The sequence below is a fragment of the Janthinobacterium sp. 344 genome (assembly GCF_900112025.1).
Taxonomy (GTDB): domain Bacteria; phylum Pseudomonadota; class Gammaproteobacteria; order Burkholderiales; family Burkholderiaceae_D; genus Janthinobacterium.
The window spans coordinates 482,165-496,844 of record NZ_FOKL01000001.1 but is presented as its reverse complement, the minus strand read 5'-3'; the positions used below and the strand labels follow the sequence as shown (position 1 = coordinate 496,844).

Genomic DNA, 14,680 nt, shown 5'->3' with positions numbered 1-14,680 from the left:
CGCCGCCTGTGGTGAGGTGAACGACAGCCCCTGAAAATCTGTCGGCAATTAGAAAAGGGATACCCCATGTTTAACAAAGTTACGAAAACCTTCCAGTACGGTCAACATCAAGTGACCCTGGAAACCGGCGAAATCGCACGTCAGGCATCCGGCGCAGTGCTGGTGTCGATCGAAGATACCGTCGTTCTGGCAACGGTGGTGGCACGCAAAGATGCCAAGCCAGGCCAGGATTTCTTCCCTTTGACGGTTGATTATGTCGAGAAAACCTATGCTGCCGGTAAAATCCCGGGCGGTTTTTTCAAGCGCGAAGGCCGTCCTTCCGAAAAAGAAACACTGACTTCCCGTTTGATCGACCGTCCTATCCGTCCATTGTTCCCGGAAGGCTACCTGAATGAAGTGCAAGTCATCATTCACGTGCTGTCGGTCAATCCTGAAATCGATCCGGACATCGCCGCCATGATCGGCGCATCGGCTGCCCTGTGCGTATCGGGCGTGCCTTTCAACGGCCCGATCGGCGCCGCGCGCGTCGGTTACGCCAACGGCCAGTACATCCTGAACCCGACCGTGCAGCAACTGAAAACGTCGGAAATGGACCTGGTGGTCGCCGGTACCGAAACGGCCGTGCTGATGGTCGAATCGGAAGCGAAACAGCTGTCCGAAGAAGTCATGCTGGGCGCCGTGGTCTTCGGCCACGACCAGATGAAAGTCGTCATCGACGCGATTCACGACCTGGTGCGCGACGGCGGCAAGCCGGAAGTGGAATGGGCGCCTGCGCCGAAAAACGAAGCACTGATCGCCCGCGTCGCGCATTTCGCCAACGCCAAGATCAATGATGCGTATCAAACCAAGGACAAGCAAGAGCGTACGGCCAAGCTGAAGGCGGCGACGTCGGAAGTGATCGCCGACCTGACGGCTGAAGCGGCTGCCGCCGGCGGCGCGTCCATCGACAGCGCTGAAGTGAACAACATCCTGTTCGACATCGAAGCCAAGATCGTGCGTACGCAGATCCTGGACGGCGAGCCACGCATCGACGGCCGCGACACGCGCACCGTGCGTCCGATCTCGATCCGCACCAGCGTGCTGCCACGCACCCACGGTTCGGCCCTGTTTACGCGCGGCGAAACGCAGGCGCTGGTCGTCGCTACCCTGGGCACCGCCCGCGACAGCCAGAAGATCGATGCACTGATGGGCGAGTTCACCGATTCGTTCATGCTGCATTACAACATGCCTCCGTTCGCCACCGGCGAAACGGGCCGTGTCGGTACGCCAAAGCGCCGCGAAATCGGCCACGGCCGCCTGGCCAAGCGCGCGCTGATCGCCGCCCTGCCAGCCGCTGAAGAGTTCAGCTACTCGGTGCGCCTGGTATCGGAAATCACGGAATCGAACGGCTCCTCGTCGATGGCTTCCGTCTGCGGCGGCTGCCTGGCACTGATGGACGCCGGCGTGCCGATGAAAGAGCACGTGGCCGGTATCGCCATGGGCCTGATCAAGGAAGGCGGCAAGTTTGCCGTGCTGTCCGACATCCTGGGTGACGAAGATCACCTGGGCGACATGGACTTCAAGGTAGCCGGTACCCGCAACGGTATCACGGCGCTGCAGATGGACATCAAGATCATGGGCATCACCAAGGAAATCATGCAAGTGGCGCTGGCGCAAGCCAAGGAAGGCCGCGAGCACATCCTGGGCGAAATGCAAAAAGCCATGCCGCACGTCAAAACCGAACTGTCCGATTTCGCACCGCGTCTGATCACCATCAAGATCAACCCGGAAAAAATCCGTGACGTGATCGGCAAGGGCGGCGCCGTGATCCGCGCGCTGACCGAAGAGACGGGCACCCAGATCGACATCAGCGACGAAGGCGTGGTCACCATTGCTTCCGTCGATGCTGCTGCCGGCCAGGAAGCCAAGCGCCGCATCGAGGAACTGACGGCCTCCGTCGAAGTGGGCAAGACCTACGAAGGCACCGTGCTGAAACTGCTGGACTTCGGCGCCATCGTGCAAGTCATGCCAGGCAAGGATGGCCTGCTGCACATCTCGCAGATCGCCAACGAGCGCGTCAACGCCGTGGCCGACTACCTGAAAGAAGGCCAGCTGGTGCGCGTCAAAGTGCTGGAAACGGACGACCGCGGCCGCCTGAAGCTGTCGATGAAAGCTGCTGAAGGCAACGAAGCGCCAGCCGCTTAAGTTCGCCTGACGGCGGCTTGGTCCGCCATCTCCACAAACCGCCAGCGCGCAAGCCCTGGCGGTTTTTTTACGCCTGGCTTGCGCTGTATCGAAGGTGGGGGCAGGTGGGTGCGCCGGCCTTGATGCAGCTCGTCCCGGTGACTGGCGCTCCTTGTAGATTCGGATGGGGATACTCCCCTGAACCTGTCCTCCAAGGAGATGCAGCATGCGCACACTATGCCGGCTGGCCGCCGCCTTTTTGCTTGCCGTTTCGCCCGGTGCCTGGGCGCAGCCCGACAACGCCCCCACGCCGGTGCCGCTGCCGATTCCCATCGCCGCCGCGTCCACGGCCATGCCGCCGCAGGACCTCGACGCCCTGCGCGCCGTGCATGCGCGCGAAATCAACGACCTCAGCACCTTCAAGACGGCAGGGGTGCAGCGGGAAGTGATCGATCCCTATCTCGACAGCGCGCCGGGCCAGCAATTGCTGCGCGAATTGCGCGCCGCCGACCCGGCCGCCTCCGCCGACACCGTGTATGCGCGCGCCGTCGAGCAGCTGGCGTCCGGCAGTACCTTGCCGGACTTGCAGACGATGTCGGCCGCGCTGGTGAAGATCGTGCCGCATGGCCAGCGTGTCTCGCCGTATTCGCCGTATTTCACCACCAGCGCGCAGTTGCAGCTGGCGTCGGGCCGCTGCGCCACCCTGGCCGACTGCTTCGGCTTGCCCTTGAAGAGCGAAGCGCCGCTGTATGATGTGTATCAAATCATGCCCAAGGGCCCCGTCAACGTGTTTGTCAGCCAAGTGGCGCCGACGCAGGAACTGGGTGGCCTGGTACGACGCCGTGGCGGCGCGCAGCAGTATTTATTGCCGAACCGCAGCCTGTGGTCGGCACCCGTGCTGATCGGCACCATCAAGAATTGAGGAGTGAGCATGGACCAGCAGCGTTTGCAGGCCTGTACTGCCGAATTGCAGCAACTGCTGGCGCGCCTGGCGCCCGCCGATGCGGAAGTGGCCGACCTGCGCAGCGCGCTCGAGCCGCTGCTGGCCCTGGCCGCCAGCGGCGCCCTGGCCGCGCCGCTGCCGTGGGGCGACATTCCGGGCGGGCGCTATTTCACGGAAGGCGGCTTGCGCCAGTATGCCGAGCTGGAGCAGGCGTTTGCGCGTTTCCGCATCGAAGCCACGGGCGGCGCATCGCCGGCCTTGCGCAAGCTGCGCGGCGAGGCTTCCTAGCGCTCGCGCATAGATACATGGTATCAATTGTTGTTTATGGGTAATTGATAGTCGGTATTGCTTGACGACAAAATCTTATTCATCGACCATGGCGCATCCCTCCCGATTTTCTCTTTTTTTATTGGATGCACCATGTTGTCCTCCCTTAAGGCACGGCTGATCGCCATCGCCGTTTCCATCGTCGTGCTGGCCATGCTGGCCGTGGCCATCGCCAACTTCTTTACCACGCGTTCCAGCACCCTGGCGGCGCTCGACACGCAAATGCTGCAGTTGTCGCACAGCCATGCGCAGGCGATTGCCGAATGGCTGCGTTCCAAGCAAGCCGTCGTGGGCTCGCTGAAGCAGGGCGCCACGGCGGCCGATCCGCTGCCGGCCCTGAAGGCGGCCGAGCAGGCAGGCACGTTCGATATGGCGTATATCGGCTTTGCCGACAAGCACGCCGTCTTCTCGCAGGAGCGCAAGCGCGCGGCCGACTACGATCCCACGGCGCGTCCGTGGTACAAGCTGGCGTCCGAAGTGGGCGGCCCCATCATCACGGCGCCGTATATCGGCGCCAGCACGGGCAAGCTGGTGGTGACGTTTGCCGAGCCGCTGGGCGGCAAGGGCAGCGTGACGGGCGTGCTGGCGGCGGACGTGATGATGGATGCCGTCGTGCAAAACGTCGCCTCGATCAAGCCGACGCCGGCCAGCTATGGCTTTCTTGTCGATGGTGGCGGCAAGATCATCGCCCATCCGGATGGCAAGCTGACCCTGAAACCGCTGGCGGAACTCGATGCCGGCCTGAGCGCGCAAGCCCTGGCCGATATCGAAAAGAGCGGCGAAGGCGCGAGCATCCGCCTCGGCGGGCGCGACGGTATCTTGCATGTCAGCAAAGTGCCGGGCAGCGACTGGCTGCTGGCGACCGTGCTCGACCGCGCGGAAGCGACGCAGGCGCTCACTGCCATGCTGCGCGCCTCGGCCCTGACGGCCTTGCTGGTCCTGGTGCTGGCCGCCACCGTCCTGAGCGTGCTGGTGGCGCGCGCCTTGCGCCGCCTGGGCCTGGTGCGCGATGCGATGGAAGCCATCGCCACGGGCGACGGTGACCTGACCAGCCGCCTCGACGCGGAGGGCTCGGACGAATTGGCGCAGATCGCCAAGGCGTTTAACTTGTTCGTCGAAAAGATCGCCACCGTGCTGGTGCAGATCCGCAGCATCAGCACCCTGGTGCGCAGCGAATCGGCCGATATCGCCGCCGGCAATGCCGACCTGTCCTCGCGCACGGAAGCGCAGGCGGGCGCGCTGGAAGAGACGGCCAGTTCGATGGATGAGCTGACCTCGACCGTCAAGCAGAACGCGGAAAACGCGCATGCGGCCAACGAGCTGGCCGTGTCCGCTTCTGAAGTGGCGGCCAAGGGCGGCCGCGTGGTGCAGCAGGTGGTGGGCACCATGGCGGGCATCCAGGAAAGCTCGCGCAAGATCGTCGACATCATCGGCGTGATCGACGGCATCGCCTTCCAGACGAATATCCTGGCCTTGAACGCGGCCGTCGAGGCGGCGCGCGCGGGCGAGCAGGGCAGGGGCTTTGCCGTGGTGGCGTCCGAAGTGCGCAACCTGGCGCAGCGCTCGGCCGGTGCGGCCAAGGAAATCAAGGAATTGATCGGCGATTCGGTCGACAAGGTCGATGCGGGCGGACGCCTCGTCGACGAAGCGGGCCAGACCATGGATCAGGTGGTGGCATCGGTGCAGCAACTGACCGCCATCATGAGCGAGATCACGGTGGCCAGCCGCGAACAGAGCGCCGGCATCGGCGAGATCAATACGGCCGTCACGCACATGGATACCATGACGCAGCAAAACGCGGCCCTCGTCGAGCAGGCGGCCGCCGCCGCGGAAAGCCTGCAGGAGCAGGCCGTGGACCTGGCGCAGGCCGTCGGCATGTTCCGTCTGGGCGATGCGGGTGCGGCATCGGCGCCCGTCGCGCGCCTCAAGGCGAAGCCGGCCGCTCCCGCGCCGCGCGCGCCGGCCCGCGCGCTGTCGCCAGCCAAGCCGACCAAGCTGACCAAGCCGGCCAAGGCGGCCAGGTCCGGCGCCGACGAGTGGGAAGAGTTTTAAGCGGCAAGCGTAGCGATCCGCACGTTCATCCGCGTTTTTGTCAGGCCAGCCTGCCAAAAGCGCAGTTCGTCGCAATCGGCGTGCCGGCCGGGGGCGGTATGGCTATAGTCACACCATACCGCAAGCCCACTGCCAGATACCCGAGGAGAACAACATGAACGTCGCTAAAAACATGGAAGTCATTGCCGTTGCCGCCGCCATCCTGCTGGGCGCCAGCTGCTACGCCATCGCCCCTGCCGCGCCAGCCCTGCAGGTGGCCAGCTCCACGGCCACCCTGGCCGCGCCAGCCGGCAAGGCCGCCATGTCCATGCACGTGGTGCAAGTCAAGGCCAAGCGCCTGAGCGCCGCCGAAAAAGCCCGTTTCGCATAAGCGCGCCTGTCAAAGCCATTGTCAGTCATTTTCCACGCTGCTAGAGTGGCAAGGCGTGATGCAGTGCAGGCGTCCCCCGGACGGTTGCCCTGGCAGATAAAAACAAGATACCGAGGATGCAATACATGAAAAAGACACTGCAACTGGCGCTGCTGTTCCTGGCGACACTGGGCCTGGTGCGCGCTGCGGCCGCCGAGACCCGCTTGCTGGAAATGCGCACCATCGACGCCCGCGTGGTGCGGGTCAAGCTCGATGGCGTGATGGAAGTGCGCATTCGCCAGGGCAATGTGCCCTCGCTGAGCATCACGGCCGACAAGCGCTATATCGCCGATGTCAGCACGGCGCAAAGCGGCGACACCCTGCATATCGAAACGGAAGTGCGCGGCTTCAAGATCAATCCGTCGTCGATCCGGGCCGACCTGGTCTTGCCGAACCTGCGCGAAGTGAGTTCGGAGGGCTTCGGCAGCACGGACGTCACGGGGTTCACGGGCGAGGAGCTGACCCTCTCGCTGGAAGGGGCGGGCAGCATCAAGGTGGTGGGCGACTACCGCAAGCTCAATGCCAGCCTGGGCGGCGTGGGCAGCATGCATATCTGGGTCGGCAACAATGAAAAGGCGGAGCTCGACCTGCAGGGCGCCGGCTCCGTCGTGCTCGGCGGGCGCGGGCGCATGCTGAAAGCCAGCCTGGGTGGCCTGGGCAGCCTGAATGCGCAGCAATTCGAAGCCGATGCCGTCAATCTTGAATTGAGCGGCCTGGGCAATGCCACGGTGAGTGCCCGCACGAATGCCAAGCTGAACCTGAGTGGACTCGGTTCGGTGGTGGTGTACGGCAAGCCGGCCAACCGCGATGTCAGCGTCGAGGGCCTGGGCAAGGTGAGCTGGAAGTAAGGACATAAGGGGCTCCTGCCTTGGGCAGGATAAGAAAAGAAAAAGCAGTCAGACCACATCCCAATCCGATGAAAAAACTGATCATTACATTACTCATGCTGCTGGCGATACAGCTGCCCGCGCGGGCGGGCTTCGTCGAAGGCGCCAGCGCCTACAACAACAAGAATTATGCCCTGGCCTACAAGGAAATCCTGCCCCTGGCCAAGGCCGGCAATGCCGATGCCCAGCATTTGCTGGGCTTGATGTATTACATGGGCCGGGGCTTGCCGCAGGATTACAAGCAAGCCATGTTCTGGCACCGCAAGGCGGCCGACCAGGGCAAGGCCGATGCCCAGTACGTGGTGGGCGCCATGTATTACACGGGCAACGCCGTGCTGCAGGACCACAAGCAGGCCGTGGCCTGGTTCCGCAAGGCCGCCGAGCAAAACCATGCCGAGGCGCAGCAGGTGCTGGGCCTGATGTACCGCTACCACATGGGCGGCGTGCCGCAGGATGATGTGATTGCCTACATGCTGTGGAACCTGGCGGCGGCGAATGGCAATGCCAACGCGGCTGACCAGCGCGCCGCCGTGGTGCGCAAGATGACGCATGAGCAAGTCGAGGAGGGGCAGGCCTTGTCGGCCAAGTGGAAGCCGGGCACGCCCTTGCCGCGGCAATCGAAAACGGGCGGCGGCTGACAGGGTGGTGATCTGCAAGGGCGGGCGGCTTGGCGTACAATCGCCGTTTTCCCTTGAAAGAGTCCCCCCATGCGCGCAGTTGCCATCAGCCAGCCAGGTCCCGCCGACGTTTTGCAGATTGCCGAACGTCCCGTTCCCGCCTTCAAGGCGGGTGAACTGCTGATCAAGGTGCACGCGGCCGGCATCAACCGTCCCGACGTGCTGCAGCGCCTGGGCAAATACGCGCCGCCGGCCGGCGCGTCGGACTTGCCGGGCCTGGAAGTGGCGGGCGAAATCGTCGATGGCGATTTTACCGATGCCGCATTCAGCAAGGGCGACCTGGTCTGCGCGCTGGTGCAGGGCGGCGGCTATGCCGAATACTGCGCCGCGCCCGCCGGCCAGTGCCTGCCCTTGCCGAAGGGCTTGACGGCGCTGGAAGGCGCGTCCTTGCCGGAAAACTTCTTTACCGTCTGGAGCAATGTCTTCGACCGCTGCGCGCTGGCCGACGGCGAAACCCTGCTGGTGCAGGGCGGCACCTCCGGCATCGGCGTGACGGCCATCCAGCTGGCGGCCGCTCTGGGCCACCGCGTGTTCGCCACGGCGGGCAGCGACGAGAAGGCGCGTGCCTGCGAGGCGCTGGGCGCCGAACGGGGCATCAATTACCGCACGGAAGATTTTGTTGCCGTCGTCAAGCAGTTGACTGATGGCAAAGGCGTCGATGTCATCCTCGACATGGTGGGCGGCGACTACCTGCCGCGCGAGATTGCCTGCCTGGCCGACGATGGCCGCATCGGCCTGATCGCGGTGCAGGGCGGCACCAGGGCGGAACTGGACCTGGGCACCTTGCTGCGCCGCCGCCTGACGGTGACAGGTTCCACCCTGCGTCCCCGCTCGGTCGCCTTCAAGGCCGCCATCGCGAACCATTTGCGCAGCACCGTCTGGCCGCTGATCGAGGCGGGCAAGATCAAGCCCGTCATCTACAAAACCTTCCCTCTGGACAAAGCCAACGAGGCGCATGCGCTGATGGAGGCGAGCACGCACGTGGGCAAGATCATGTTGCAAGTTGCCTGAAACGGGGCACTGCCTGTTTGACCGGCATCGGTGCTGGAGTTAGAATGACGGGTTATTAGAATTTAGGCTACTATGCGTCGCAAACTCGTCGTCGGAAATTGGAAAATGAACGGCAGTCGCACCTCGAACGCGGTGTTATTGTCTGAAATAGTTGCTGGCCTGGCTGCCTCTGGCGCCGCCAGCGCCGTCTGTGTGCCCGCGCCGTATCTGGCGCAGTGCCAGGCGCAATTGGCAGGCACGGCCCTTGCATGGGGCGCGCAAGACGTGTCCGCCCATGCTGGCGGCGCGTACACGGGAGAAATCTCGACCGCCATGCTGCAGGATTTCGGCTGCAGCTATGTGGTGATCGGGCATTCCGAGCGCCGCGCCTACCATGGCGAGAACGATGCGCACGTGGCGGCCAAGACGGTGGCGGCGCTGGCGGCCGGCATCACGCCGATCGTCTGCATCGGTGAAACGCTGGCGCAGCGCGAGGCGGGCCAGACCGACGCAGTGGTGGCGCAGCAGCTGGGTGCCGTGCTGGCGGCGATTTCCGCCGCCGACGTGGCGAAACTGGTGCTGGCCTACGAGCCGGTCTGGGCCATCGGCACGGGCAAGACGGCCACGCCGCAGATGGCGCAGGACGTGCATCAGGTATTGCGCGCCCAGCTGGCGGCAAAGAATGCGGTAGCGGCGGCCGGCGTGCAAATCCTGTACGGCGGCAGCATGAAGCCAGAGAACGCAAAAGAATTGATGGCGATGCCGGATATCGATGGCGGTCTGATCGGTGGAGCAGCATTGAAGGCGGCGGATTTCCTGGCAATTATTCACGCCGCTGATTGAATTAATTTAAACTAAGAATGGAATTGCAATGAACATGATGTTCAATCTGGTAGTGGTGGTACAGGTTATTTCGGCATTGTCGATTATCGCGCTGGTGTTGCTGCAGCACGGCAAGGGCGCCGACATGGGTGCCGCCTTCGGTTCGGGCGCCTCGGGCAGCCTGTTTGGTGCGACGGGTTCGTCGAACTTCATGTCGAAGTCGACGGGCGTCGCCGCCGCGATCTTCTTCGGCGCCACCCTGGCCCTGTCGCTGATGGCCAACCAGCGCGCCACGACGGTTGGCGGCGGCGTGATGGACAAGGTCGTCAAGCGGGTGCCGGTCACTGGCGCGGGCGCGATCCCGACGACGGTGCCTGCGGCTCCGGCCGCCAGCGCTCCGGCAGCGGCGGCACCGGTTGCCAGCACCCCGGCCGGCGCGATTCCGAAGTAATTTGGTCTTTACCGGGTAGTGACTCGATACCTCATCGAGAGTAATTCTCATTACGGGCAGATTATTGCTCAATGTTTTGGCAGCGCGGCAGGAAAAAATCATGGCGCGCTGTAAGCTGTAAAAATTTATCGTTTTTATCTGTGTTTTGATGCATTTGTGCATTAACTTTAGCGGCAAAGCAGAGTAGAATACGGGCCTTACCGCCGACGTGGTGAAATTGGTAGACACGCTATCTTGAGGGGGTAGTGGCGAAAGCTGTACGAGTTCGAGTCTCGTCGTCGGCACCAGAAATCAGAAGCCAGCAACGGCGCACGAGCCATGGCTCGTACAAAGTTGCTGGCTTTTTTTACGAGGATGTGTCGTTCGATCCTGGTCTTAGCTTTGATTGGGGTCGTGCGTTAGATACGCTGCAAATGATCGCAGTGTCCTCATTTAACCGATCGTTCAATATAAGCTTATCAATCGTGAACCTCGAAAATTACTTCCCCGTCCTGCTGTTCATTCTTATCGGCCTCGGTGTCGGTATCGCTCCCCAGCTCCTGGGGCGCCTGTTAGGTCCTAACAAGCCTGACGCAGCAAAACTCTCCCCGTACGAATGTGGCTTTGAAGCATTCGAAGACGCGCGCATGAAATTTGATGTGCGCTACTATCTGGTCGCAATCCTGTTTATTTTGTTCGATCTGGAAACGGCATTCTTTTTCCCGTGGGGCGTTGCAATGCGCGACCTGGGTTGGGCCGGTTTCGTCACGATGATGGTGTTCATCGCTGAATTCGTGGTCGGATTTTGGTACATTTGGAAGAAAGGTGCCCTTGACTGGGAATAAGCCATGGCTATTGAAGGCGTATTAAGCGAAGGTTTCATCACCACCTCGGCCGACAAGCTGATCAACTGGGCGCGCACCGGGTCTATGTTCCCGATGACGTTCGGTCTGGCCTGCTGTGCGGTCGAAATGATGCACGTGGGCGCAGCCCGCTACGATATGGACCGTTTCGGCGTCGTGTTCCGTCCGTCGCCGCGTCAGTCCGACGTCATGATCGTTGCCGGTACCCTGTGCAACAAGATGGCGCCGGCCCTGCGCAAGGTCTACGACCAGATGGCAGAGCCACGCTGGGTCATCTCGATGGGTTCCTGCGCCAATGGCGGCGGGTACTACCATTATTCCTACTCCGTGGTGCGCGGCTGCGACCGCATCGTGCCCGTCGACGTGTATGTGCCTGGCTGTCCTCCGACCGCTGAAGCCCTGCTGTACGGCATCATGCAGTTGCAGAACAAGATCAAGCGTACCAGCACGATCGCACGCTAACCGGGCCGCTTCAGATTATGACAACACATTTAGAAGTATTGCAAAACGCCCTCGGCACCGCCCTGGGCGAGCGCGTTAGCACGACGGTTACCCTGGGCGAAGTCACCTTGCTGGTCAAGGCGCAAGACTACCTGGGCGTGATGCAGACCCTGCGCGACGATCCGACCCTGCACTTCGAGCAATTGATCGATCTGTGCGGCGTCGATTACTCGACCTATGGCGACGGCAGCTGGGACGGCCTGCGTTTCGCGGCCGTTTCGCACTTGCTGTCGGTCAAGCACAACTGGCGCGTGCGCGTGCGCGTGTTCGCGCCCGATGACGACATGCCGCTGCTGCCCTCCGTGGTCGGCATCTGGCGCGCCGTCAACTGGTACGAGCGCGAAGCGTTCGACCTGCTGGGCATCCTCTTCGAAGGCCACAACGACTTGCGCCGCCTGCTGACCGACTACGGTTTCATCGGCCATCCGTTCCGCAAGGATTTCCCCGTCTCCGGCTATGTCGAGATGCGTTACGATCCGGAACAAAAGCGCGTGATTTACCAGCCCGTGACGATCGAGCCGCGGGAAAACGTGCCGCGCGTGATCCGCGAAGAACATTACGGGATGAAATAATGGCTGAGATTAAGAACTACACCCTGAACTTTGGGCCGCAGCATCCGGCCGCGCACGGCGTGCTGCGCCTGGTGCTGGAGATGGATGGCGAAGTCATCCAGCGCGCCGACCCGCATATCGGCCTGCTGCACCGCGCCACCGAAAAGCTGGCCGAACAGAAGACCTACCTGCAATCCGTGCCGTACATGGATCGTCTCGACTATGTGTCGATGATGTGCAATGAACACGCCTACGTGATGGCCATCGAAAAGATGCTGGGCCTGGAAGTGCCGCTGCGCGCGCAATACATCCGCGTCATGTTCGACGAGATGACGCGCATCCTGAACCACCTGATGTGGCTCGGCACCCACGCGCTGGACGTTGGCGCCATGGGCCCGTTCCTGTACTGCTTCCGCGACCGCGAAGACTTGTTCGACGCCTACGAGGCAGTGTCGGGCGCGCGCATGCACGCGGCCTACTACCGTCCGGGCGGCGTGTACCGCGACCTGCCGGACGCGATGCCGCAGCACAAGGCGTCGATCATCCGCAACGCCAAGGCCATCGGCAAGCTGAATGAAAACCGCCAGGGTTCCCTGCTGGACTTCATCGAAGACTTCGCGCGCCGCTTCCCGAATTCCGTGGACGAGTACGAAACCCTGCTGACCGACAACCGTATCTGGAAACAGCGTACCGTCGGCATCGGCGTGGTCTCGCCGGAAGATGCGCTGGCCATGGGCTTTACGGGCGCCATGCTGCGCGGCTCGGGCGTGCAGTGGGACTTGCGCAAGAAACAGCCGTACGAAGTGTACGACCTGATGGACTTCGACATTCCTATCGGCACCAACGGCGATTGCTACGACCGCTACCTGGTCCGCGTGGAAGAGCTGCGCCAGTCGAACCGCATCATCAAGCAATGCGTGGAGTGGCTGCGCAACAATGAAGGTCCTGTCATGACCAGCAACCGCAAGGTGGCGCCTCCGGGCCGTGTCGACATGAAGACCAACATGGAATCGCTGATTCACCACTTCAAGCTGTTTACGGAAGGTTTCCACGTGCCGCCAGGCGAGGCCTACAGCGCCGTGGAACATCCGAAGGGCGAGTTCGGCGTGTACCTGGTGTCCGATGGCGCCAACAAGCCGTACCGCATGAAACTGCGCGCGCCAGACTACGCCCACTTGCAGTCGCTCGATGAGATGGCGCGTGGGCACATGCTTGCCGACGCCGTGACCATCATCGGTACGCAAGATATCGTGTTCGGCAGTATTGACCGCTAAGAGGCAAAAAGTATGTTGTTATCAGAGCAATGCTATAAGAAAATTGACCGTGAGTTGGCCAAGTACCCGGCCGACCAGCGTCAATCCGCCGTCATGGCCGCGCTGGCCCATGCCCAGGATGAACTGGGCTGGCTGGCACCGGAAACCATGAAGGAACTGGCCGATTACATCGGCATGCCGGCCATTGCCGTGCAGGAAGTGGCCACGTTCTACAATATGTACAACGTGAAACCCGTGGGCAAGCACAAGATCACCGTGTGCACCAACCTGCCATGCGCCCTGTCGGGCGGCGTGCGCGCTGCAGACTACCTGAAGCAGAAGCTGGGTATCGATTTCCGCGAAACCACCCCTGACGGCCAGTTCACCCTGGTTGAAGGCGAGTGCATGGGTGCCTGCGGCGATGCGCCTGTCTTGCTGGTCAGCAATAAAACCATGTGCAGCTGGATGTCGAACGAGAAAATCGACGCCATGCTGGAGGAACTCAAGAAATGACGTCACTCCACAACCGCCATATCGATCCATTGATCCTGAAGGATCTGGATGGCAAGAACTGGCATTTGCAAGATTATGTGAACCGCGGCGGCTATTCGGCCCTGCGGCGTATCCTGGAAGAGAAAATCACGCCGGAACAGATCATCGCCGACCTCAAGGCTTCGTCCTTGCGCGGCCGTGGCGGCGCGGGTTTCCCTACCGGCCTGAAGTGGAGCTTCATGCCGCGCCAGTTCCCGGGTCAGAAATACCTCGTCTGCAATACAGATGAAGGCGAACCGGGCACTTTCAAGGACCGCGACATTATTCGTTACAATCCCCATGCGCTGATCGAAGGCATGGCCATTGGCGCTTACGCCATGGGCATCACCGTGGGTTACAACTACATCCACGGCGAGATCTTCCAGGAATACCTGCGTTTCGAAGAAGCGCTGGAAGAGGCGCGCGCCGCCGGCTTCCTGGGCGACAAGATCATGGGCAGCGAATTCTCGTTCCAGTTGCATGCGCACCATGGTTATGGCGCCTACATCTGCGGCGAAGAAACGGCCCTGCTCGAATCGCTGGAAGGCAAGAAAGGCCAGCCGCGCTTCAAGCCGCCTTTCCCGGCCTCGTTCGGCCTGTACGGCAAGCCGACGACGATCAACAACACGGAAACCTTCGCGGCCGTGCCTTTCGTGCTGAACATCGGTCCAGAGAAATACCTGGCGATGGGCAAGCCGAACAACGGCGGTTCGAAGATCTTCTCGATCTCGGGCGACGTGGAAAAACCGGGCAACTACGAAGTGCCGCTCGGCACCCCGTTTGCGACTCTGCTGGAACTGGCGGGCGGCATGCGCGGTGGCAAAAAGATCAAGGCCGTGATCCCTGGCGGCTCGTCCGCGCCGGTGATCCGCGGCGACATCATGATGCAGACCGACCTGGACTACGACTCGATCGCGAAAGCCGGTTCGATGCTGGGTTCGGGCGCCGTCATCGTGATGGACGAAACACGCTGCATGGTAAAGGCGCTGGAACGCCTGTCCTACTTCTACTTTGAAGAATCGTGCGGCCAGTGTACGCCTTGCCGTGAAGGCACAGGCTGGATGTACCGCATGGTGCATCGCATCGAGCAGGGGCAGGGTCGTCCAGACGACCTGGACATGCTCAACTCGATCGCCGACAACATCCAGGGCCGCACCATTTGCGCGCTGGGCGATGCGGCTGCCATGCCGGTACGGGCCTTCATTAAGAATTTCCGTGAAGAATTTGAATATCATATCGAGCACAAGCATTGCTTAGTGCCCGCATATATCTAAGCTGCGT

At 62.1% G+C, this 14,680-nt stretch carries 16 protein-coding genes and 1 tRNA gene; all 17 read left to right on the top strand.

The window, feature by feature from the left end; translation table 11 throughout:
• The first annotated feature begins 66 nt into the window (after positions 1–66).
• Positions 67–2,184 carry a polyribonucleotide nucleotidyltransferase gene (pnp, locus tag BM193_RS02230; protein WP_092795041.1) on the top strand — a complete coding sequence of 706 codons (2,118 nt, stop codon included), beginning with the start codon at positions 67–69 and terminating at the stop codon, positions 2,182–2,184.
• A 205-nt stretch (positions 2,185–2,389) separates the two neighbouring features.
• Positions 2,390–3,085: a hypothetical protein gene (locus BM193_RS02225; RefSeq protein WP_092795039.1), complete on the top strand. Its 696-nt coding sequence runs from the start codon at positions 2,390–2,392 to the stop codon at positions 3,083–3,085.
• A 9-nt stretch (positions 3,086–3,094) separates the two neighbouring features.
• Positions 3,095–3,394: a hypothetical protein gene (locus BM193_RS02220; RefSeq protein WP_092795038.1), complete on the top strand. Its 300-nt coding sequence runs from the start codon at positions 3,095–3,097 to the stop codon at positions 3,392–3,394.
• 132 nt (positions 3,395–3,526) lie between these two features.
• On the top strand, positions 3,527–5,485 hold the full coding sequence (locus tag BM193_RS02215; RefSeq protein WP_175533127.1) for a methyl-accepting chemotaxis protein: 1,959 nt from the start codon (positions 3,527–3,529) through the stop codon (positions 5,483–5,485).
• A gap of 154 nt (positions 5,486–5,639) precedes the next feature.
• Complete coding sequence (locus tag BM193_RS02210; RefSeq protein WP_092795036.1) at positions 5,640–5,855, top strand: hypothetical protein; 216 nt, start codon at positions 5,640–5,642, stop codon at positions 5,853–5,855.
• 125 nt (positions 5,856–5,980) lie between these two features.
• Positions 5,981–6,742: a GIN domain-containing protein gene (locus BM193_RS02205; RefSeq protein WP_092796971.1), complete on the top strand. Its 762-nt coding sequence runs from the start codon at positions 5,981–5,983 to the stop codon at positions 6,740–6,742.
• Positions 6,743–6,810: 68 nt separating this feature from the next.
• Positions 6,811–7,419, top strand: a complete 609-nt coding sequence (locus BM193_RS02200; protein ID WP_092795034.1) for a tetratricopeptide repeat protein — start codon at positions 6,811–6,813, stop codon at positions 7,417–7,419.
• A gap of 69 nt (positions 7,420–7,488) precedes the next feature.
• Positions 7,489–8,469 carry an NAD(P)H-quinone oxidoreductase gene (locus BM193_RS02195; protein WP_092795032.1) on the top strand — a complete coding sequence of 327 codons (981 nt, stop codon included), beginning with the start codon at positions 7,489–7,491 and terminating at the stop codon, positions 8,467–8,469.
• Positions 8,470–8,541: 72 nt separating this feature from the next.
• Entirely contained in the window at positions 8,542–9,291 is a 750-nt protein-coding gene (tpiA, locus tag BM193_RS02190; protein ID WP_092795030.1) for a triose-phosphate isomerase, read from the top strand.
• A 28-nt stretch (positions 9,292–9,319) separates the two neighbouring features.
• A complete protein-coding gene (gene secG / locus BM193_RS02185; protein ID WP_092795029.1) occupies positions 9,320–9,721 on the top strand; it encodes a preprotein translocase subunit SecG in 402 nt (133 codons plus the stop codon).
• A gap of 202 nt (positions 9,722–9,923) precedes the next feature.
• A tRNA-Leu gene (locus tag BM193_RS02180) sits at positions 9,924–10,008 on the top strand.
• A gap of 177 nt (positions 10,009–10,185) precedes the next feature.
• On the top strand, positions 10,186–10,545 hold the full coding sequence (locus BM193_RS02175; RefSeq protein ID WP_092796969.1) for an NADH-quinone oxidoreductase subunit A: 360 nt from the start codon (positions 10,186–10,188) through the stop codon (positions 10,543–10,545).
• A 3-nt stretch (positions 10,546–10,548) separates the two neighbouring features.
• Positions 10,549–11,025, top strand: coding sequence for a NuoB/complex I 20 kDa subunit family protein (locus tag BM193_RS02170; RefSeq protein WP_010399733.1), 477 nt, complete (start codon positions 10,549–10,551; stop codon positions 11,023–11,025).
• A 17-nt stretch (positions 11,026–11,042) separates the two neighbouring features.
• Positions 11,043–11,636 carry an NADH-quinone oxidoreductase subunit C gene (locus BM193_RS02165; RefSeq protein ID WP_092795027.1) on the top strand — a complete coding sequence of 198 codons (594 nt, stop codon included), beginning with the start codon at positions 11,043–11,045 and terminating at the stop codon, positions 11,634–11,636.
• Positions 11,636–12,889, top strand: coding sequence for an NADH-quinone oxidoreductase subunit D (locus BM193_RS02160; RefSeq protein WP_034749992.1), 1,254 nt, complete (start codon positions 11,636–11,638; stop codon positions 12,887–12,889). The genes BM193_RS02165 and BM193_RS02160 overlap by 1 nt, the downstream gene beginning before the upstream one ends.
• Positions 12,890–12,901: 12 nt before the next feature.
• Positions 12,902–13,381 (top strand): NADH-quinone oxidoreductase subunit NuoE, encoded by a 480-nt coding sequence (gene nuoE, locus BM193_RS02155; protein ID WP_034779513.1) that lies wholly within the window; start codon positions 12,902–12,904, stop codon positions 13,379–13,381.
• Positions 13,378–14,673 (top strand): NADH-quinone oxidoreductase subunit NuoF, encoded by a 1,296-nt coding sequence (gene nuoF, locus BM193_RS02150; protein WP_010399729.1) that lies wholly within the window; start codon positions 13,378–13,380, stop codon positions 14,671–14,673. Before nuoE ends, nuoF begins: the two co-directional genes overlap by 4 nt.
• The last annotated feature ends 7 nt before the right edge of the window (positions 14,674–14,680 follow it).

Excerpts from the sequence above, each read along its gene's own strand:
- BM193_RS02200 (WP_092795034.1), top strand. The coding sequence starts at position 6,811 with ATGAAAAAACTGATCATTACATTACTCATGCTGCTGGCGATACAGCTG.
- secG (WP_092795029.1), top strand. The coding sequence starts at position 9,320 with ATGAACATGATGTTCAATCTGGTAGTGGTGGTACAGGTTATTTCGGCA.
- BM193_RS02225 (WP_092795039.1), top strand. The coding sequence starts at position 2,390 with ATGCGCACACTATGCCGGCTGGCCGCCGCCTTTTTGCTTGCCGTTTCG.
- tpiA (WP_092795030.1), top strand. The coding sequence starts at position 8,542 with ATGCGTCGCAAACTCGTCGTCGGAAATTGGAAAATGAACGGCAGTCGC.
- BM193_RS02220 (WP_092795038.1), top strand. The coding sequence starts at position 3,095 with ATGGACCAGCAGCGTTTGCAGGCCTGTACTGCCGAATTGCAGCAACTG.
- nuoF (WP_010399729.1), top strand. The coding sequence starts at position 13,378 with ATGACGTCACTCCACAACCGCCATATCGATCCATTGATCCTGAAGGAT.
- BM193_RS02165 (WP_092795027.1), top strand. The coding sequence starts at position 11,043 with ATGACAACACATTTAGAAGTATTGCAAAACGCCCTCGGCACCGCCCTG.
- nuoE (WP_034779513.1), top strand. The coding sequence starts at position 12,902 with ATGTTGTTATCAGAGCAATGCTATAAGAAAATTGACCGTGAGTTGGCC.
- BM193_RS02205 (WP_092796971.1), top strand. The coding sequence starts at position 5,981 with ATGAAAAAGACACTGCAACTGGCGCTGCTGTTCCTGGCGACACTGGGC.
- BM193_RS02170 (WP_010399733.1), top strand. The coding sequence starts at position 10,549 with ATGGCTATTGAAGGCGTATTAAGCGAAGGTTTCATCACCACCTCGGCC.
- BM193_RS02160 (WP_034749992.1), top strand. The coding sequence starts at position 11,636 with ATGGCTGAGATTAAGAACTACACCCTGAACTTTGGGCCGCAGCATCCG.
- BM193_RS02210 (WP_092795036.1), top strand. The coding sequence starts at position 5,640 with ATGAACGTCGCTAAAAACATGGAAGTCATTGCCGTTGCCGCCGCCATC.
- pnp (WP_092795041.1), top strand. The coding sequence starts at position 67 with ATGTTTAACAAAGTTACGAAAACCTTCCAGTACGGTCAACATCAAGTG.
- BM193_RS02195 (WP_092795032.1), top strand. The coding sequence starts at position 7,489 with ATGCGCGCAGTTGCCATCAGCCAGCCAGGTCCCGCCGACGTTTTGCAG.
- BM193_RS02215 (WP_175533127.1), top strand. The coding sequence starts at position 3,527 with ATGTTGTCCTCCCTTAAGGCACGGCTGATCGCCATCGCCGTTTCCATC.